General features: G+C 54.6%; 19 protein-coding genes. 12 read left to right on the top strand and 7 right to left on the bottom strand.

Annotated elements, in window-relative coordinates:
• Positions 1 to 92 precede the first annotated feature (92 nt).
• A complete protein-coding gene (locus AB3175_RS09105) occupies positions 93 to 917 on the top strand; it encodes a phosphoribosylformylglycinamidine synthase subunit PurQ (protein WP_367360633.1) in 825 nt (274 codons plus the stop codon).
• Positions 918 to 991: 74 nt separating this feature from the next.
• Here the strand turns inward: AB3175_RS09105 and AB3175_RS09100 are convergent, their stop codons facing one another.
• Entirely contained in the window at positions 992 to 1,633 is a 642-nt protein-coding gene (locus AB3175_RS09100) for a metallophosphoesterase family protein (RefSeq protein ID WP_367360632.1), read from the bottom strand.
• A 171-nt stretch (positions 1,634 to 1,804) separates the two neighbouring features.
• A complete protein-coding gene (locus AB3175_RS09095) occupies positions 1,805 to 3,160 on the bottom strand; it encodes a DegQ family serine endoprotease (RefSeq protein ID WP_367360631.1) in 1,356 nt (451 codons plus the stop codon).
• A 609-nt stretch (positions 3,161 to 3,769) separates the two neighbouring features.
• On the opposite strand from AB3175_RS09095, the gene AB3175_RS09090 reads away from it, so the two are divergent.
• Positions 3,770 to 4,129, top strand: coding sequence for a hypothetical protein (locus AB3175_RS09090; protein WP_367360630.1), 360 nt, complete (start codon positions 3,770 to 3,772; stop codon positions 4,127 to 4,129).
• A gap of 140 nt (positions 4,130 to 4,269) precedes the next feature.
• Entirely contained in the window at positions 4,270 to 4,731 is a 462-nt protein-coding gene (locus AB3175_RS09085) for a hypothetical protein (protein WP_367360629.1), read from the top strand.
• 9 nt (positions 4,732 to 4,740) lie between these two features.
• Here AB3175_RS09085 and AB3175_RS09080 read toward each other — a convergent pair whose 3' ends face one another.
• From AB3175_RS09080 to AB3175_RS09060, 5 genes are all read right to left on the bottom strand, one after another.
• Positions 4,741 to 5,634, bottom strand: a complete 894-nt coding sequence (locus AB3175_RS09080; RefSeq protein WP_367360628.1) for an HDOD domain-containing protein — start codon at positions 5,632 to 5,634, stop codon at positions 4,741 to 4,743.
• A gap of 130 nt (positions 5,635 to 5,764) precedes the next feature.
• A complete protein-coding gene (locus AB3175_RS09075) occupies positions 5,765 to 6,793 on the bottom strand; it encodes a zinc-dependent alcohol dehydrogenase family protein (protein ID WP_367360765.1) in 1,029 nt (342 codons plus the stop codon).
• Positions 6,794 to 6,827: 34 nt separating this feature from the next.
• Entirely contained in the window at positions 6,828 to 7,535 is a 708-nt protein-coding gene (locus AB3175_RS09070; protein ID WP_367360627.1) for an MBL fold metallo-hydrolase, read from the bottom strand.
• Between the two features lie 11 nt (positions 7,536 to 7,546).
• Complete coding sequence (locus AB3175_RS09065; protein ID WP_367360626.1) at positions 7,547 to 7,987, bottom strand: Hsp20/alpha crystallin family protein; 441 nt, start codon at positions 7,985 to 7,987, stop codon at positions 7,547 to 7,549.
• Between the two features lie 13 nt (positions 7,988 to 8,000).
• The gene (locus tag AB3175_RS09060; protein ID WP_367360625.1) at positions 8,001 to 10,478 is read right to left on the bottom strand and encodes a Lon protease family protein; all 2,478 of its coding nucleotides are present in this window, start codon (positions 10,476 to 10,478) and stop codon (positions 8,001 to 8,003) included.
• Between the two features lie 274 nt (positions 10,479 to 10,752).
• Here AB3175_RS09060 and AB3175_RS09055 point away from each other — a divergent pair, with 274 nt between their 5' ends.
• From AB3175_RS09055 to AB3175_RS09015, 9 genes are all read left to right on the top strand, one after another.
• On the top strand, positions 10,753 to 10,956 hold the full coding sequence (locus tag AB3175_RS09055) for a DUF6485 family protein (protein WP_367360624.1): 204 nt from the start codon (positions 10,753 to 10,755) through the stop codon (positions 10,954 to 10,956).
• Between the two features lie 416 nt (positions 10,957 to 11,372).
• Positions 11,373 to 12,329, top strand: coding sequence for a Fic family protein (locus AB3175_RS09050; protein ID WP_367360623.1), 957 nt, complete (start codon positions 11,373 to 11,375; stop codon positions 12,327 to 12,329).
• A gap of 24 nt (positions 12,330 to 12,353) precedes the next feature.
• Positions 12,354 to 13,346 carry a UDP-glucose 4-epimerase GalE gene (gene galE / locus AB3175_RS09045; RefSeq protein ID WP_367360622.1) on the top strand — a complete coding sequence of 331 codons (993 nt, stop codon included), beginning with the start codon at positions 12,354 to 12,356 and terminating at the stop codon, positions 13,344 to 13,346.
• A 50-nt stretch (positions 13,347 to 13,396) separates the two neighbouring features.
• Positions 13,397 to 14,410 carry an NAD-dependent epimerase gene (locus AB3175_RS09040; protein ID WP_367360621.1) on the top strand — a complete coding sequence of 338 codons (1,014 nt, stop codon included), beginning with the start codon at positions 13,397 to 13,399 and terminating at the stop codon, positions 14,408 to 14,410.
• A 21-nt stretch (positions 14,411 to 14,431) separates the two neighbouring features.
• Positions 14,432 to 15,658: a non-hydrolyzing UDP-N-acetylglucosamine 2-epimerase gene (wecB, locus tag AB3175_RS09035; RefSeq protein WP_367360620.1), complete on the top strand. Its 1,227-nt coding sequence runs from the start codon at positions 14,432 to 14,434 to the stop codon at positions 15,656 to 15,658.
• 100 nt (positions 15,659 to 15,758) lie between these two features.
• Positions 15,759 to 16,832, top strand: a complete 1,074-nt coding sequence (gene rfbB / locus AB3175_RS09030) for a dTDP-glucose 4,6-dehydratase (protein WP_367360619.1) — start codon at positions 15,759 to 15,761, stop codon at positions 16,830 to 16,832.
• Positions 16,833 to 16,849: 17 nt separating this feature from the next.
• Positions 16,850 to 17,722, top strand: coding sequence for a glucose-1-phosphate thymidylyltransferase RfbA (gene rfbA / locus AB3175_RS09025; protein ID WP_367360618.1), 873 nt, complete (start codon positions 16,850 to 16,852; stop codon positions 17,720 to 17,722).
• 49 nt (positions 17,723 to 17,771) lie between these two features.
• Positions 17,772 to 18,881 carry a DegT/DnrJ/EryC1/StrS family aminotransferase gene (locus AB3175_RS09020; protein WP_367360617.1) on the top strand — a complete coding sequence of 370 codons (1,110 nt, stop codon included), beginning with the start codon at positions 17,772 to 17,774 and terminating at the stop codon, positions 18,879 to 18,881.
• Positions 18,882 to 18,963: 82 nt separating this feature from the next.
• A partial coding sequence (locus AB3175_RS09015; protein ID WP_367360616.1) for a lipopolysaccharide biosynthesis protein occupies positions 18,964 to 19,869 on the top strand: 906 nt, incomplete at its 3' end.

Raw genomic sequence — 19,869 nt, 5'->3', positions numbered from 1 at the left:
GCGTGGAGCTAACGATAAAAAGACGCTGAATGGAAGATGCCTCCATCAGGAAGTACTGGAAAAAACAGGGTAAGCAGAGGGCGTTATAGGCGATGTTGCAACGGGTAAGATCCATGGTGATCACGGGAAACGGGACGAACTGCGAACGGGAAATGGCCCATGCCTGCCGTCTTGCCGGTTCGGACGAGGTGGACATCGTCCACATCAGCGAACTGCTCAGCGGGGAAAAGCGCCTCGACGACTATCATTTTCTCAACCTGCCCGGAGGATTTGTCGATGGCGACGATCTCGGCTCCGCCAAGGCCAACGCAAACCGTCTGCTGCACGTCCGAGTCCGGGGAACGGAAGAGCGCCTTTACGATTCGCTGCTGCGTTTCATTGATGAAGGGAAACTGATCCTGGGCGTCTGCAACGGGTTTCAGCTGATGGTGAAACTGGGGCTGCTTCCCGGTTTTGATGGCGGCTACGGAACTCAGACCGTCACCCTGACCTACAACGATTCCGGAAAATTTGAAGACCGGTGGGTCTACCTGAAACCGGATGCCGCTTCTCCCTGCGTGTTTACGCTGGGCCTGGGAGGGGTTTATCTTCCCGTCCGCCACGGGGAGGGGAAACTGGTACCCGGGGACAAAGCGGTTTTGGCGCGGCTGCACAACCAGAACCAGGTGGTTTTTCAGTACTGTGACGAATCCTTCCGGGAGCCCGAAATGACTTATCCCCGGAACCCCAACGGTTCTACGGACGCCATAGCCGGCATCTGCAATGAGACGGGGCGCCTTTTCGGTCTTATGCCCCATCCGGAGGCCTATCTGCATGCCACCAACCATCCCCGCTGGACGCGGGAAACGTTACCGGAAGAGGGGCAGGGACTGCAGATCTTCCGCAACGCCATAACCTTTATCCGCCGGGAGTTCTGAAATCCCGCCTTCAGACCAAATTCCGCAATCATCGGCCCGATGGGCGGCCGATTTCCCGCCATCGCTTTGCATTCCTATACCTGATAAATTTTTCTTCCTGGAAGTTCGATGCAGGTCAGTTTTCCTCCGTAGACCGCGCCCGTGTCGATGCCGATGATGTGTTCCGAAAGCAGGGGCCGGGCGAACGGGGTATGTCCGAACACCACAACCTTGGAGAAATCGGCGTCTGAAAGGAAAAATTCGTGGCGGATCCAGAGCAGATCATGAAGGTCCTGCTCTTCCAGGGAAAGCCCTGGGCGCAGCCCGGCATGGACGAAGAGGAAATCGCCGGTTTCAAAGTAGAAGGGAAGGGTTTGAAAGAACTGAAGGTGCGCGTCCGGCAGCCGGAGGGACGATCCCTCGGATTTTTTCTTCAACCCATAGGAATGGAGGGTTTCCAGGCCGCCGTTATTGAGAAAGAGCGGCCCGTTTTTCCCCTCCAGATAGAAGTCGAGAAGCAGCTCCTCATGATTGCCCCGGAGGCAGACCACATTCCTTAGATCCCGCTTCAGCTCGAGGATAAAGTCCACAACGCCTTTCGCATCGGGTCCCCGATCGATGTAATCGCCGACAAAAACGAGGATATCCCGCTCTCTGTCGATATCCAGGAGGGAAATCATCCCCTGCAGCTGGTGCAGGCAGCCATGGATATCCCCGACGGCAAAGATCCGTTCCATTGAGCATCTCCGGTACGAAACATCTCCCGATGCCGGACTGTCGTCAACCGGATCCGGCGGGGAGTCGACGCCGCTTCCATGAAAGGCTCCGGAAAGACGCCGCCGCCGCCGCGGAAGACAAGGCCGTCAGCTCCATGAAGGCGCAGACAGGCAGGAAGTCTTCCAGGTGGACTACTGCAGATCCTCGTCCTGTTCCGGTTCGGTATTCTGATCCGGATTTCCGTTTTCCTTTGCATTTTCCAGGGTCACAAAGAAGGATGTCCCAGCTCTTTGAATGAGCAGCAGCCAGCTGCTGTTTTCCGGCTTCCGTGCCAGGGCGTTCGAGTAATCCTTCAGAGTACGAATGGGCCTCCTGTTGATCGAGAGGATGATGTCCTGGACCTGGAGCCCTACCTCGTCGGCCGGTGATCCCGGGCGGATCTTGGTGATCATGACGCCCCCCGGTGTTCTGCGTTTCAGGTGACGCGCCAACTCCGGAGTGATCTCCTGGACGGTCATGCCCAGTGTATCGGGAACCGCTTCCCTGGATGCCTGGAGGGTGTCTTTTCTCTCGCCGACGATGGCCGAAAAGTTCATCTCCTTCCCGTCCCTCAGCGCCTGGAGCTGCACCGTTCTGCCCACTTTCAGCCCGGCCACGGTGTTGAGCAGATCCCTGGTGCTGTCGATGTCCTTGCCGTCAATCCGGGTGATGATGTCACCCGATTTCAGGCCGGCCCGGTCACCCGGTTCACCTTCCAGAACCTGGCTGACCAGCGCGCCCTGCTGATTCTTCAGCTTCATGTTGGCGGCGATCTCTTCCGTGATGTCCTGCACGGTGATTCCCAGCCAGCCGCGGGTCACCTTTCCCCTGAATTTAAGGTCGTCCAGAATTTCCCTGGCCATGTTGATGGGAATGGCAAAGCCGATTCCCTGGCCGTGGGCTACGATTGCCGTGTTGATTCCCACCACCTCTCCGCTCATGTTGAACAGGGGGCCGCCGCTGTTACCCGGATTGATGGACGCATCGGTTTGGAGAAAATTGTCATAGGGTCCGGAGCCGATCATCCGCCCTTTTGCGCTGATGATGCCCGTCGTGACGGTGTGGTCCAGGCCGAAAGGATTGCCGATGGCAAACACCCATTCACCGACCCGCAGCTGGTCGGAATTGCCCAGTGTAACAATGGGGAGAGGCTTATCCGCCTTGATTTTGATCAGGGCGATATCGGTGTTTGGATCTTTTCCCTTGATTTCGGCGTCATATTCTTTCCCCGAGGATAATTTTACCCGGATTTTATCGGCTTTTTCCACGACGTGATTGTTGGTGAAGATATATCCGTCACTGGAAATGATAAATCCCGATCCAAGACTTCGCTGCTTGAGTTCCCTTTCAGGAAGATCGCCAAAAAACCGACGGAAAAATTCATCGTTGCCAAAAAATCGGTCAAATGGCGCCTCCCCGCCGGAACCTCTGCCGGATCTGCCTTTTATGACCTTGGTGGTGCTGATATTCACGACGGAGGGACCAAGTTTCTCTGTCAGATCAGCCAAAGAAGCGGGAGCCCCAGAGTCTGGAGTTCCTTCGCGGGCGAAAGCCTTTCCCGATTCACATAAAAGTGTGGCCACCGGAAAGGGGTAAGCGGGCATCAGAACCCAGCTCATCATCAGAAACATCAGAATCCCCAAGATAAATTTACTTTGACCGTTTTGTGTCATTTTAAACAACCCCCTGATCTCTTGTGATGCCAATTTAGAAATGCCCTGCGGGAGATTTCCTGCCGATGCCATTTTCTATCGAACGCAGGCAGAAATTAACCATAGATTCAAGCTTTTGTCCAATTTGTTTTTTTTGACGCGTTCTGGGGATGGGAGGGGGCTTCCGACGACGCTGTGGAAAGGGAAAAGGGGCGAAAACAGGGTCTATCGAGACGGTCCTGCGCGGTTCCGGACATTCCGGACATTCAGGAAATTCAGGAAATTCAGGACGTGCAGGAATATTCGCTTCTACATTCTGAACAAAATGTGTTATTAAATAACAATTATATGTATGGATTGTCGCTTCCCGTGTCAGGCGAGCCTCCGGGGGCGAGACATGAGGCCTTGTTTTACAGGATGAGGGAAACAGGGGAAAACGCTGAATTGAAGATGATAAGGAGGCAGATGATGGTAACAATTCGATTGACCGAAGAAGAAGCCGCCGAAAGCCGTGCAATGCTCAAGGCCGTGATTAATCCGCTGGATCGGCAGATAGCCGCTGTGGATCTGGGACACAGGGATTTCCGCCAGTTCCTGAAAGCCAGGCGCGCCCTTGTCGATGAACTGTTGAGGCGTCTGGAGACCATGACGACCTTTGATCTGACCGACGAGGAAGCGGAGGGCAGTATTGCCATGCTCAAGGATGCGATTCCAGTCCTGGATCGGTCCATAGCCGCGACAAAGCTGGCAAACAGAGATTATCTTCAGTTTCTGAAAAGCAGGCGCGCCCTGATAGACGAGCTGATCAGCCGCCTGTCGAAATAAAAGAAATAAAAGCCGGATTTTTTAAAAGGGATCACTATGCCGAGCCCAAGGGGTGGAAAACGCCCCTTGGGGCCATTCGGGGATGTCGTGCGAATCCTCTCTTTCGAAATGCCGTCCGGGACAACGGCAGAAAGGTCATTATGGAACTGAAGGTTCCTCAAACACTGAGGCTCGAACATCTGGAGCTGAGGGAACAGCTGTACGCCCTCACGAAGGAGGACAATGATCTTGGTGCGGCGGCGCGCGCCGTGATGGAGCTGTTTTACATGCACGCCGTCAAGGAGGAGGAGCGGGTCCTCCCCGCTCTGGAAGCCCTGCCCCGGCTTGCGGAGGGACGGATTCCTGAATCAGTGAAGTCGATGGAGGACATTGCCGCCGATCTGAAGGGAGGGCTCTACGAGGAACTCTTCGAAGACCACAAGAATCTTGAGGAGGCTCTCCGCAGAATCTCAAGTGCGGCCCTGGCCCTGGGCCGAAATGAAGAGGTCCGGTTTGTTGAACGCTTGACCCTGCATTTCCGGACGGAGGAGGAAATCCTTTACCCGGCGGCCCGGGTGGCTGCCGAATATTGCCGACTGCTGATGCAGTGCGGAGAACAATAGGCCCCGATCCTACTGGCTGATCTGGAGGAAGATCTTGGCCTTTTCAATTTCCTCCAGCACCGCGCTTTGAAGGCTGTAGAGCGAAGACTGGTCCATGTTGGCGTCATGAATCCGGATCAGGGCCGGCAGGATGTCCTGGTTTTTCACCGGGTTTCCCGCTGAGCCGATCCCCAGCGTGTTGATAAGAAAATCTGCCAGAGAAACGATGGAAATGAAGGAACGCTTATCGCCCTGAGCGTCCGCCGGGCGGTGATGATGGCGAAGCGTATTGAGAAACAACCCCCCCAGCTGCCACTTGTTGATGATCATTTCTCCCACAAGACAGTGGTTGAAGCCGAAAATCTCCTCTTCCATCGTGTGCAGCGACCTGTTTTCCTCCTCCGCTTTTTTCATGGCCATCGAATATTCCATGGCATATTCACGATTCAGGGGGATTTTACCCAGATCGTGGAGAAGCCCTGCGACGAAGTACTCTTCCCTGTCCGCCAGGGGGACCCCCAGTTCAGCGGCAAGAAACTTAGATGCTACCCCTACGCCGAGAGAATGAAGCCAGAAGTCATTTGAGGACAGGCCTCGGAAGGAATCCTTCCCTTCCAGGCATTTCAGGACGGCGGCGCTTAAAGCGAGATTTTTTACGGTGTTGATGCCCAGCAGCATGACGGCCCGGGTCAATGACTGGACGGGGGTGCGCAGGGAATAATAGGCGGAATTGACCAGCCTGAGCACCTTGCCGGCCAGGACCGGGTCCAGGGAGATGACGCGGTTCAGGTCATCAGGCGAGGCTTCGGGGGAATTGCAGATTTCCAGAACCTTCATCATGGTGACGGACAGGCTCGGCATGCGGGCGACGGATTGTGAAAGCTGTTCCAGACGGTTATCTTGATTGGAGATCGGTTCCATCATTGCATATTCATAGAATTCGAAGAGTTATGATGCGGTCATGTTCGTCGGCTCCTCGACGCACGGCTTTGGCGTGCGCCTGGCATGCCCTGATGTTCTTTCCCGTTCCGCGTTGAAATAACAGGCTGATACATCAACGCATGACCAGCACTTTACCCCCGCGGACTTTTCCCTCCTTGAGTTCAGCCAGAGCTCTGTTGGCATCATGCAATTCATATTCCTGTGTTTCCGGCTGAAGGGAAAGCTCGGCGGCTAATTCAAGGAACTCCCTGATATCCCGGCGTGTTACATTGGCCACGCTCTTGATTTCCTTCTCCAGCCAGAGATGATCGGGATAATCCAGATTCAGCAGCTCGCTTTTGTCCCGTTCTTCCTTGCGGATGGCATTGATGACGAGCCGGCCTCCTTTTCCCAGATTTTTGAGGGCTTCCACAATGGGTTTCCAGGCCGGCGTTGTGTCGATGATGGCGTCGAGTTTCCGGGGAGACGGCTCGGAGGTGTCTCCCGCCCAGACAGCGCCGAGCTGCCGCGCGAAGTCCTGCTCACTGGTGTTGCGGGCAAATACATAAACGTCGGTCGAGGGGCAGCGTCGTTGGACCATCTTGAGGACGAGGTGGGCCGAGGCACCGAACCCCGTCAGGCCGAGATTCTGGCCGTCTACCAGCCCCGTCAGCCGCAGCGACCGGTACCCGATGGCCCCGGCGCACAGAAGAGGCGCCGCCTCGATATCGGAAAAGATTTTCGGAAGAGGGATGGCGAAAGACTCCGGCACCACCATGAACCGGGCATAGCCTCCGTTGGCGTCCCGTCCCGTCGCCCGGAATTCCGAGCAGAGGTTTTCCCGCCCCTCCCGGCATTCCCGGCATTGTCCGCAGGAGGAGTAGATCCAGCCGACTCCGATCCGGTCGCCGATCCGGTATGCGGAGGCGTTCGGCCCGTTTTTTTCGACCCTGCCGACCACCTCATGCCCCAGGATGACGGGAAAACGGGGTGGGGGGGTCCGCCCCTCGATTTCATCCAGTTCCGTATGGCAGACTCCACAGGCGGAAACCCTCAGAAGGATTTCACCCGGGCCGGGTTCCGGGATCGGGAGCTCCACAAACTCCAAGGGGCTCCAGGATTCCCTGTATCGGGACAGGCCTTTCAGAATCATGGCTTCCATGCGCATGCGACGTATCCTCCTGCTGTTCTAAAATTCACTCCAGAGACATGAGGGACTGCCAGCGCTCCTCTTCCGAGTCGCAGGGGAGTCCCAGTTCGCGAAGGAGACGGACAATGGGTTCGTCGTTGAAGCGAAGATAGGGGTTGATCCTCATCTCCTCCGCCAGGATTGAATAGACGTGATTCGGATCGTAAAAGGAAAAAAACCGATCCAGGGCGGGATTGCCCGGTTCGAGATGGCGGGCCATGGCCAGGGAATCCCTGACGTAATCATGCCCGGCATAGATGACCGTTGACAGGGGCAGCGTCAGGATTTTTTTGATGGACAGGTAAAAGCTGTGCGTATCGCCGGAAAAACAGTTGCCGACCGTTCCATTGAACAGGGTGTCTCCGGTGAGGAGAATCGAATCCACGTGAAAGCACAGAGAATCAAGGGTGTGGCCGGGAGTGGCGTAAATGGTGATGATTTCACCGTCCAGCTCCAGCCGGCCGCGGCCGGCCAGGGTCGCGCAGTCCACGAAGGCCGCCCGGGAATGCCTCAGCAGGTCTTCATTGCCCTGGGTATGATCATAATGGCCGTGCGTATTTGTTACGAACACAAGGTCGAGTCGGCGCTTCTGCAGAAATGTCAGGATTTCATCAACGGCGCCCCCGTCCACGGCGATGGCGCCCCGCTCGCCGAAGATGAGGTAACCCAGATTATCCGGCCCGTAGCGGAACTGTTCAACGGCTAAGGCAGTCATGAGCGGCGCCTTCAGGGTTTGACCGTGACCCGCTGGAACGTTCTCTCCTTTTTGGGAAGGATGATCTTCAGCATTCCATCCACAAAAGAGGCCTCGATCCGGTCGGTCTGCAGGTCATCGGGCAGCCGGACATTCCGGACGCTGGTCTTTTTGATCACCTTCCGGTGTGATGCTCCTTCTGAATCATGTTCGTAATCTTCGGCCTTCAGAGTCTTGACGGTCAGATTATTGCCCTGGACCGTCACCTCGATATCATCCTTGTCCATATCGGGAAATGCGATGACCAGGATGAATTCCCGCTCGTTTTCAAAAACCTGGCCGTCGGCGAAGGTCCCCACGGCAGGAATGAAATAGCGGCTCGTCAGGTCGCCGAAGAAGGAATCGAACAACTCCTCCATCTGTGCTCTCAAGGTCGAAAATTCGCTTCGCTCCCATTCAATCCGATTAAGCATGGCTGAAAACTCCTCAACAACTCTTGCACTTGTCCCTGGTGTTGTCTTTCTTCTGCTCGTCCTCTTCCTCGCCGAATTCCTTTAACCCCTTTGCCAATTGCTCCAGCTTGTCATGAACGCGGGCGTGGATCGTTCCTTCCGGGTAGATGCCCTCGGCGTCGGGTTCGCCTGCCGGGATTCCCGTGAGCAGTTCGATCCCCTGATCGACGGTGTGGACACGGTAGATGGCAAATTCTCCGCGGGCGACGGCCTCGATGACGTCCGGGCGCAGCATGAGGTCCTGCTCGTTGCTGGCCGGGATCAGAACGCCCTGTGTGCCGGTGAGCTTCCTCGCCCGGCAGCAGTCGAAAAACCCCTCGATTTTTTCGTTGACTCCGCCGATGGCTTGAACCTCGCCCTTTTGATTGACGGAGCCGGTAACGGCGAGGTCCTGGCGGAGCGGGCACTCTGCAAGACTCGACAGGATGGCGTAGATTTCGGTTGAGGAAGCGCTGTCTCCATCAACGCCGGAATAGGATTGTTCGAAAGCGATGCTTGCCGTCATGCTCAGCGGCTTTTTCTGGGCGTACTTCCGCCTCAGGTAACCGCTCAGGATGAGCACACCCTTGTTGTGCGTGCTTCCTGAAAGATCCGCCTCCCGTTCAATGTTGATCACGCCGCCACGGCCCATGGATGTCACGGCGGTGATGCGGGTGGGCTTCCCGAAGGCATAGTCCCCCAGCATGTACACGGACAGGCCGTTGATCTGCCCTGCGACGGATCCTTCCGTGTCAATGAGCAGGGTCCCGCGGTCAATCATTTCCTGGATCTGCTCTTCGATCAGGTTGGAGCGGTAAATCCGGGACCGGATGGCCTGCTCCACATGCCGGGCTGAAACGATGTCGGCGCCCTCCTGCTGTGCACGGAAATCCGCTTCAATCAGCAATTCCCCGACGGAAAGGAGGTGGGTGGAGATTTTTTCCTTCCGCCCGGTCATGCGCACCGCCTCTTCGATGATCCCGGCGACGGCCGTCCGGTCGAAGGGTTTCAGGCCGTCTTCATCGGACTTCATGCGGATGTAGCGGCCCACCCGCCGGATCGTTTCTTCCGTCGTGTCCATGGTGTTTGCGAAATCCGCCCGGACCTTGAAGATCTTCCGCGTATCCTCGTCATAGGCATTCAAAAGATAATAGAGATAGGCGTTGCTGATCACCACGACCTTCAGGTCCAGGGGAATCGGCTCGGGGGCCATGCCGCCCGTCGTGAAGATGTAGAAGGGGTCAAAGGTCTGGGGCTCAAAGCAGTTTGCCTTGAGGGCGCGTTTCAAACCCTGCCAGACTCCCGGCTCCAGGATGGCATCCAGGAGATTGATGACGAGGAAGCCTCCGTTGGCCTTCAGCAGGGAACCGGCGTGGATGCGGCTGAAGTCGGTCGTCCAGATACCCGTGCGGTCCACCACCCGCTCGATGGTGCCGAAGAGGTTTTTAAAGTTGGGGTAGTTTTCCACGATGATGGGCCGGGTTTCCGTGTCACCGTTGTCCACGAGCAGATTCACCGAGTAGGGCAGGAAGGGGTTGCCCTGGGTGAAGGGAAGGGCTACTCCCGCCGCCATTGGCTGCTGCGGCCCCATGCGCAGCACGTTGAGATTGTCCGCCATGTCCTGGATCATCTCATCCAGATAGGCATGGACCTTTTCATTGTCGTACGTTTTCTTCAGCTCATCCGTTGGATTGGTGACGCTCTTGAGAAAGACGTACCGATCCATCTCTTCCAGCTGCTTCTGGACCTCGCGCTGCATGTCCCGGATCTCCATGAAGATGCGGTCCACCTGTTCCGTGAGCTGATGGTGCTTGTTTTTGATCGCGTCATACTTTTCCCGAGGATACTCCCCCCGTTCAACGATGGATTCCAGCTTTTCCATGGGGGTCGGTTGATCATTGACGATGGGCATGACCACGGGGCGCGTCATCTGTCCGATTTGAACCTGGACGATGGCAAAACCCTCCTCCTTGACGCGGGCATCCAGGTCCTTGAAGAACTGCTTTCCCTTTTCCTCGTACTTTTCAAGGATTTCCTTCTTCATGGTGAGGTAGTCTTCGCTCTCGAAGAGCATGGGGACGTCTTTTTTCAGATTTTCCACAAAGGAGTGGATATCGTCGCGGAACTTTCGCCCCATTCCGGCCTTGAAGCGCAGCAGGTGAGGCGATTCCGAATTCTTGAAGTTGTAAACGTAGCAGAGGTCGTCGGGGATGAATTCCGTCCCGGCCATTTCCTGAAGAATTTTCAGGACCGTGGTCATCCGGCCCGTACCGGAGGAACCGGTAACAAACACGTTGTAGCCCTCCTTCCGGACGCCCAGGCCGAATCGGAACGCCTCCAGGGCTCTGTCCTGGCCGATAATTTCCGTCAAGGGATCGAGTTCCTTGGTCGTTTCAAAAGGCAGGGTCCGGGGGTCCAGTTTCCAGCGAAGATTTTCCGGGGGTATGGATAAGAGAGTTTGAATGTCCGACATGGCGTATCATCATCCTTTCTGTCTTTTAAGGCATGCAATCCAATGGTTAAGATTTAACGGCTGAATTCAGTCTTCATGTAAGGAGCGATGAAAGCATGCTATCAAATGTCCATTATAAATACAATCAGAGCATCGAAGTTCCCTCTCCGTTTTGCCGCGGGCTTGACAAAAGGGAAGCGTTTCTCTACTGTTCAAATAAGGGATTTCGCGGGAACCACCGGAAGACTTTAATGACAGTATCCGGAAAGAATCAAGGAAGCAAAAGGAGGATAGCATGGAGTGCAAAAAAGAAAAGAATCTTGAGTCCTGTTCGTGCACGTATTATTCCTGTTCCAGAAAAGGGGTGTGCTGCGATTGTATCCGCTATCACCTTAAAAGCCGTCAGCTTCCCGGCTGCTGCTTTTCCGCGGAGGCGGAATCCACCTATGACCGTTCCTTTGAGCATTTTGCCCGTCTTGTTGGGGAGGGAAAGATTTAATTCTTTTCTCCCGCCTTCATTTTCTCATCTTTGTCCATGACCCTTAAGAGAAATCTAATCCTATGGAGGATGTCGGATTAAGGGATAAAATGGGTAATAATACATAATTGCCTGATTGCATCTTCTTGGGCCTGTGTGTTACATTTCCCCGCGAAAAAGTTGTTTTCGGGGGCAGAGCGTTACGAATCCTGCAGGGAAAAGTATGTTCAGGAGGTGAATGCCTCCTGGAGGGCTCAGAAAATGCATTGCCGAATGTCCATACCGGCAGCGATCCTCCGGGCAGCAGCCTTTGGAATCCAAGGGGCGGAGCTGTACCTGGCAGGCACTTAAGGCCGGACGGCTTCAGCAAAAGAATTCCTGCAAAAGATCTTTCCTGAGATCAAACACCTCACCCCCCGAACAGGCAGAATCCGGACATGAAAACCCTGCAGCGATTTTCCGGGAAACCGGAAGCTATCCCCGCATCCACATCCTGGCACATTGCCGATCTGGCCGAAGCGTGCGGAAGGCATACATCGTATACACGGCAGTCGTCATCCCGGCTCATGACCCTGCAGAAGCACGCCCTGGTGGAGAGCTCGTCTTCCGTGATCCGGAACGACGGCATGAGGGAAAGGGCAACGCCTCACGGCCAGGCGCTTTCGGTTAAGCGGGTACCGCGCAGGGACGATGAGGCGATTCAAGGGTATCGCAGGGCGCTGGAGCTGATCATCCGGCAGGGGGCAGAGCTGCCCTTCTCGGTGGCCACTCTGCTTCATCTTCACGTGCTTGTCTGCGGAGAAGATTCGCAGGTCAGCGCCCCGGAAGGGCTGGAGGATCTTGTCGGCCTGTGGATGCACTCCCTCCAGGAAAAATGGGTCCACCCCCTCCTTCTGTTGGCGGCTTTCAATCTTGATTTTCTGTGCCTTCACCCATTTCCCGATGGAAACGGCCGGATGTCCCGGCTGCTGCTCGGGCTCCAGAGTTGCCACCTCGGCTACGATGTGGGACGATACATCAGCCTTGAGCGCCTGATCGAGCAGAACAGAAACCGATATCACGAGGCCCTCCAGGAGAGTTCGCGGGGATGGCAGAACGGCAGCCACAACCCATGGCCGTACATCGATTGTCTCCTGTTCATCCTTGAAGCGGCCTACCAGGAACTGGAGAGCCGCCTGAATGCGACCCGAGGCGAGAGAGGGGCGAAAACCCGGCGGATCGAAGCGGCCATCCAGGGGTTTACGGGTCCTTTTACCTTTACCGAATTGGAAAAGACCTGTCCCGGGATCAGCCACGATATGGTCAGAAAAGTACTGCGCGATCTCCGGGATGACGGGTCTGTGGAATGCCTCGGCCGTGGGCCGGGTGTGCAATGGAGAATACGGAAGCGCTGAAAAGGCGCGTGAAAGGAGAAGTGGATGAAAATTCTGGTGACGGGCGGCGCCGGTTACATCGGCAGCCATGTTGTGAAGGCGCTGGGCGAGGAGGGCCATGAGCTGCTCGTCTATGACAATCTTTCCACGGGGCACGACTGGGCGATCCTTTACGGCAAACTGGTAAAAGGGGAGCTGGCGGATTCCAGTGGCTTGGACGAGGCTTTTTCCGCGTTCAAGCCGGAAGCGGTTCTGCACTTTGCCGCATCGATCCAGGTGGAGGAGTCGGTCCGGAAGCCTTTGCGCTACTATCGCAACAATGTTTCCAATTCCCTGAACCTCCTGGATGCCATGGAACGCCATGGGGTCCACAATCTCATCTACTCCTCGACCGCCGCTGTTTACGGCATCCCCGACCGGATGCCCGCCGATGAGACCATGCCCCTGAATCCCATCAATCCCTATGGGACCTCCAAGGTCATGATGGAGACCGTTCTTCGGGATATCGCCTCCGCGGGAAATTTCCGCTACATTGCCCTGCGCTACTTCAACGTAGCCGGCGCGGATGCGCAGAGCCGTATCGGGCAGGCCTATGCGGACGCCACCCACCTCATCACCCGGGCCCTCAAAACCGCCCACGGTGAGCATCCCAAATTGTCCATCTTCGGAACGGATTACCCCACCGCTGATGGAACCTGCATCCGGGACTACATCCACGTGGACGATCTTGCCGATGCCCATATCCGGGCGCTGAACTACCTGGTCGAGACGGGCAGAACGGAGATTATGAACTGCGGTTACGGTCATGGCTTCTCGGTGAAGGAAGTGGTTTCCGTTGCCAAAAAGGTGACGGGGATCGATTTCCCCGTCGAGGAAACGGAACGCCGGGCCGGAGACCCGCCGGAGCTCATAGCGGACAGCACGAAGCTCCGCCGCCTCACGGGCTGGCAGCCTCGCCATGACGATCTGGAGTTCATTATCCAAACTGCTTGGGATTGGGAGTTGAAATACTCGTCCCAGCTCAAGAAAACGACGTGACTTCAGCCGAACCGGACACCCTCCATGATGAAAGAGGAAATCTGCCTTAAATGAAAAAGATCCTGGTCACCGGCGCCGCCGGTTTCATCGGCTTTCATCTGTCCCGGCGGCTGCTGACGGAGGGTCATTCCGTCGTCGGCCTGGACAATCTGAACACCTACTATGACGTCCGCTTGAAAGAGGCCCGACTGGCCCGGCTGGCGCCCATCCCGAATTTCCGTTTTATCCGACAGGGTTTGGAAGACCGGGATACGTTGCACGGGCTCTTTGCAAACGAAAAGTTCGAGATCGTTGTCAACCTGGCCGCCCAGCCCGGGGTGCGCTATTCTCTGACCAATCCCTATGCCTACATCGACAGCAATATCGTCGGGTTTATCAATCTCCTGGAGGGATGCCGCCATTCCGGAGTCCGGCATCTGGTCTATGCCTCCTCCAGCTCCGTCTACGGCGCCAATACGGCGATGCCCTTCTCCGTGCACCAGAATGTGGATCATCCCGTTTCCCTCTATGCCGCCACCAAAAAGGCCAATGAGCTGATGGCGCATACGTACTCCAGCCTTTATGAACTGCCCACCACGGGCCTTCGCTTTTTTACGGTGTACGGCCCCTGGGGGCGTCCGGACATGGCCTATTTTCTCTTCACCCGGGCGATTCTCGAAGGCAGACCCATCCCTGTGTTTAACTATGGGAAAATGCAGCGCGATTTTACCTACATCGATGACATTGTCGAGGGCGTTGTGCGGGTGATGGATCGGGTTCCCGAGGCCAATCCGGACTGGAGCGGCGCTTATCCCGACCCCGGAACCAGCTATGCACCGTTCAAAGTCTACAACATCGGCAACAACAACCCGGTGGAACTGCTGACCTTTATCGAGGTCCTGGAAAACTGCCTGGGGAAAAAGACCGAAAAGAATTTCCTGCCCCTCCAGGCCGGCGATGTTCCAGCCACCTATGCCGATGTGGACGACCTGGTGCGGGATGTGGGCTTTCAGCCGGCGACCCCCATCGAAGAGGGGCTCCGGCGGTTTGTGGCCTGGTACCGGGAGTATTACGTACAAGGGTAAATCACTAAGGGAGAAACTACTTTGAAAGAAAGTTCAGCAGCACATAAATGGATCCTGGTGGTTGGCGCCAGGCCGAATTTTATGAAGATCGCTCCTCTGATCCGGGCCATTGCCGCGCACAACAACAAGAACGGCACCAGGATTCAGCCGTTTCTCGTTCATACGGGGCAGCATTACGATGTCCGCATGTCCGATGCCTTTTTCCGCGATCTCCAGCTGCCGGAGCCGGATGTCCACCTGGGGGTCGGGTCGGGAAATCACGGCGAGCAGACGGGTAAGGTCTTAATCGAATTCGAAAAGATCCTGCTTCAGGAACAGCCGGATCTCGTTATCGTGGTGGGGGATGTCAACTCCACCCTGGCCTGCGCCCTTGCGGCTGTCAAACTGCACATTCCCGTGGCCCATGTGGAAGCGGGCCTGCGCAGTTTCGACCGGGACATGCCGGAGGAGATCAACCGGATCGTCACCGATGCCATCTCGGATTTTCTCTTTACTCCGTCACCCGATGGAGATGAACATCTCCTTGGGGAGGGAATCCCAAAAGAAAAGATCTTTCTGGTCGGCAACATCATGATTGACAGCCTTCTGTTCAACCTGGAGCAGGCAAAAAAAACGTCAATCCTCTCTCTCCTGGGACTTTCCAATTCTAACGTCGCCGAGAATCCGGCCGTGCCGTCGATTCCCTATGCCCTGCTGACGCTTCATCGGCCGGCCAGTGTCGATAACCTTGAAACCTTCAACCGCATTCTGGCGGGTCTGCTCGAAGTGGCCCTTCGCATTCCCGTTATCTTTCCCATGCATCCCCGGACCCGGAAGCAGATGCACACCTTCGGACTGGACGGGAACTTTGTTTTCCACGATGCGTTGCCCGTCGACATGTCATCCTACAGGGATCAGAATGGATTAATGCCGAAAATCCACTGTTTTGAACCTTTCGGTTACCTGGACTTTTTGCAGCTCATGGCCAACGCGAAGGTCGTTCTGACGGATTCCGGGGGCATCCAGGAAGAGACCACCGTCCTCGGCATTCCCTGCGTTACCCTCCGGGATTCAACCGAGCGCCCCATTACCGTCACGGAGGGGACCAATGTCCTGGTCCACGATGATCCGCAGAAAATCGTTGCGGAAGTGAGCAATGTGCTGGAGGGACGAAGCCGTAAGGGCAGACGTCCTGATTTGTGGGATGGGCAAACCGCCGAACGGATTGTAACGACCCTGAGGGAGAAATTATTTTCTGCAATTGGGTGAACCCGTTTTTTTGCACGGTGCCGGCACGTGAAACATTTTCAGGACATCTCCGAAGATCACAGAGATGATGATCAAGTAAACACCAATCACTGAGGAGAGAATGATAAATATGAAATCAACCATACTGGTAACCGGTGGTGCTGGTTTTATCGGCAGCAACCTGGTCCATTACTGTCTGGAGCACAACGATTTTACCCTGATCAATCTGGACAAGCTGACCTATGCGGGTAATCCGGAATCTCTCGGCTCTGTCTCCAATCATCCCCGGCACGTCTTCATCCAGGGAGATATCTGTGATCGGAATCTTTTGAAGAAACTATTCCAATCCTACCAACCCCGGGCCGTGATGCACCTGGCCGCAGAATCCCATGTGGACCGGTCTATTGAAGGGCCGGGCGAATTTATCCAGACCAATATAGTCGGCACGTTCCAGCTTCTGGAAGCGGCGCGGGGATATTGGACAGCCTTGCCGGAAGAAAGGAAAGGGAGCTTTCGCTTTCTGCATATTTCAACCGATGAGGTTTATGGGACTCTGGGCAGCGAAGGATATTTTACGGAAGAATCCAGGTATCAGCCCAGTTCGCCCTATTCGGCTTCGAAGGCCTCTTCGGACCACCTCGTGCGGGCTTACTATCATACCTATGGTATGCCGACCCTGATTACCAACTGTTCCAACAATTACGGTCCCAGGCAGTTTCCGGAAAAACTTATTCCCCTGATGATTCTCAATGCCCTTGAAGGCCGGGAATTGCCGGTCTACGGTGACGGTCAGAATGTCCGGGACTGGCTGTATGTGGAAGATCATTGCCGGGCTCTGCTTAAGGTCCTTGCCGGCGGGGTGCCCGGGGAAACTTACAATATCGGTGGGAATCACGAAAAGAGCAACCTGGATGTCGTTTCGACCCTTTGCAGCCTTCTGGATGAGATCAAGCCACGTTCGGGCGGGAAACCTTACCGGGAACAGATTGTGTTCGTTAAGGATCGGCCGGGTCATGATTTCCGGTACGCGATTGATGCCTCAAAAATCCAGCAGATTCTGGATTGGAAGCCGAAGGAAAATTTTGAAAGTGGATTGCGCAGGACCGTAACATGGTACCTGGATAATCTTGACTGGTGTGCACATGTCCAGGACGGCAGCTACCAGCGCCAGCGTCTTGGCGTGATAGACTCATAAGGCATTTGGGAGGAACTATGGTCGAGAAAGGGATCATTCTTGCCGGCGGGTCAGGAACCCGTCTTTATCCATTGACCCAGGTGGTGAGCAAACAGCTTATGCCTGTCTATGACAAACCCATGGTCTACTATCCCCTGAGCACGTTGATGCTTGCAGGGATCAGAGACATCCTGGTGATTACCACTCCGCAGGACCAGCCATTATTTCAAGCCCAGCTGCAAGACGGAAGTCAGTGGGGTATCCGGATTTCTTATGCGGTGCAACCCAGTCCGGATGGTTTGGCGCAGGCCTTTATTATCGGCCGGGACTTTATTGCCGGTGATCCCTGCGCCCTGATCCTGGGGGACAATATTTTTCACGGGCAGGGCTTGGTGGAAAAACTGAAAGCTGCTTCAGCACAGACGGGAGGGGCCACGGTGTTCGCTTACTGGGTGACCGATCCGGAAAAGTACGGCGTGGTGGAATTTGACAGGGAGCGCCGGGTGGTCAGCCTGGAGGAAAAACCGCAAAAACCAAAGTCGCACTATGCCGTGACGGGCCTCTATTTTTATGATGAGCAGGTCGTTGACTTTGCCCTGGGCATGAAGCCTTCCGCACGGGGCGAACTGGAAATTACCGACTTGAATAAATTCTATCTTGAGAGGAATCAACTGAGAGTGGAAATCCTGGGCCGGGGATATGCCTGGCTGGATACGGGGTCCCATGAGTCTTTGCTGCAGGCATCCAATTATGTCCAGGTCATAGAAGAACGGCAGGGCCTCAAGGTGTCCTGTCCCGAAGAAATCGCCTATAGAAAAGGATATATCTCAAAAGATCAGCTTCTACAGATTGCGGAATCTCTCAAGAAGAACGGCTATGGACAATACCTGCTTCGATTTGTGGGAAAATGAACCGGGGATCATCGCACATTGAACAAACTTCATGATGAGGGCATACGGCATGACCAGTAAAAAACCGATCTACGTGACCCAGCCTTTCGTTCCGCCATTGGAAGAATTCATCCCCTATCTGGAAGAAATTTGGGAGCGTAAATGGCTGACCAATGCCGGCCCATTCCATCAAAAGTTGGAAAAAGATCTCGCCGAATATTTGGGAGTCAAACATCTTGCGTTATTTACCAACGGCACACTCGCATTGATTACAGCCTTACAAACCTTGCGAATAACAGGTGAAGTCATCACAACACCTTTTTCCTTCGTCGCCACCGCCCACTCTCTCCTTTGGAACAACATCAAGCCCGTCTTCGTAGACATTGACCCCGTAACCCTGAATCTGGCTCCCGATAAGATTGAGTCTGCAATTACGCCCCAAACCACCGCTATTTTACCGGTTCATTGCTATGGCACCCCGTGTGATGTGGAACGCATCCAGCAAATAGCCGACACATACGGATTAAAGGTAATCTATGATGCCGCTCATGCCTTCGCTGTGAGGCACAAGGGCGAAAGCCTTCTCAACCAGGGAGACCTTTCCATTCTCAGCTTCCATGCAACCAAGGTTTTTAACACGTTCGAGGGGGGCGCTATTGTATGTCCGGATGTCAAGACGAAACAACGGATTGATTATTTGAAAAATTTCGGCTTTGCCGATGAGGTGACGGTTGTGGCGCCGGGCATAAACGGGAAGATGAACGAAGTACAGGCGGCCTTCGGACTTTTGCAGCTCAAGCATGTTGACAATCTTATTGCCCGCCGCCGTGACATAGATGCCTGCTATCGTCAAGCCCTGGCTGACCTCAAGGGGATTACCTGCCTTGAGATTCCTGACGACATGGAAAGCAACTTTTCGTATTTCCCCATCATGGTCGACGGCAATTATCCGATTTCGCGCGATGCCCTTTATCAAAAGTTACGCGATAACGGGATCTTTTCCCGTCGTTATTTCTATCCGCTCATCAGTGATATGCCAATGTATCGCGGTTTACCCTCCGCTGCCGCATCAAACCTGCCCGTGGCAAAACGAGTCTCGAAGCAGGTTTTGTGTTTGCCGATCTACCCGGCTCTAAAGCGAGAAGAGGTCGATATGATTTTGCGATTGATAAGGGGCTGATGTTTTTTTCGGTCTTGACGCCATTAAGACTTCCGCTGTTCATGGGCGGATATACTTTTCTGAGAAATTCTGAAATAGCTGAATGACCGTTTCTCTCAAGCACAAAACTATCGGTGCCCTTTTCTGGAGTTTCTTTGATCGTGTTGGCCAGAATGGGATGCAGTTTGTCATCGGCATCATCCTAGCTCGCCTACTTGCACCGGCAGAATTCGGGCTCATTGCGATGCTGACGATTTTCATGGCCATTGCGCAGTCTTTTATAGACAGCGGTTTTGGCTCAGCACTTATCCAGAAGCAGGACGCCAGCCACATAGATGAGTGCTCCATCTTTTATTTCAATATCCTTGTCGGTATTGTTGCAGCTGGGATGTTGTGCATTGCCGCCCCTTGGGTTGCGGAGTTCTATAACGCGCCCATCCTTGTTCCACTCACAAGAATACTTTCCCTGAATCTTGTCATCAATGCTTTTGGCCTCATTCAGACCTCATTACTCACAAAGCATATCGACTTTAAGCTACAGCTTAAGGTAAGCCTATTGGCGACATTCTTTTCCGGCGTAATCGGAATCTTCATGGCTTACAAAGGCTTCGGTGTGTGGAGTCTGGTGGCCCAATCTCTGAGCCAGAATTTATTCCGCACCTGTTTGCTTTGGCTTGTTATGAGCTGGCGGCCATCCTGGACATTTAGTTTCAAATCCTTGCGCAATCTGTTTGCTTTCGGATCAAAACTTCTTTTCTCGGGATTACTGGAAATTATTTTTCAGAATATCTACCTCGTTGTCATCGGAAAGTTGTTTTCACCTGCGGATTTGGGATTCTATAGCCGGGCCAAGATGTTTTCTCAGCTTCCTGTGCAGAATTTGTCTTCATCCATAGGAAGAGTTACATACCCTGTGTTTTCCACCATCCAACATGAAAAACAGCGACTACGAGAGGGGGTGCGGAAGGCACTTTCGATGATTACCTTGCTGACATTTCCCTTAATGATA

The sequence above is a fragment of the Syntrophus sp. (in: bacteria) genome, from assembly GCF_040768185.1.
Taxonomy (GTDB): Bacteria; Desulfobacterota; Syntrophia; order Syntrophales; family Syntrophaceae; genus Syntrophus; species Syntrophus buswellii.
Note: the sequence above shows the minus strand (reverse complement) of the source record. Positions and strands in the feature narration are given on the sequence as shown.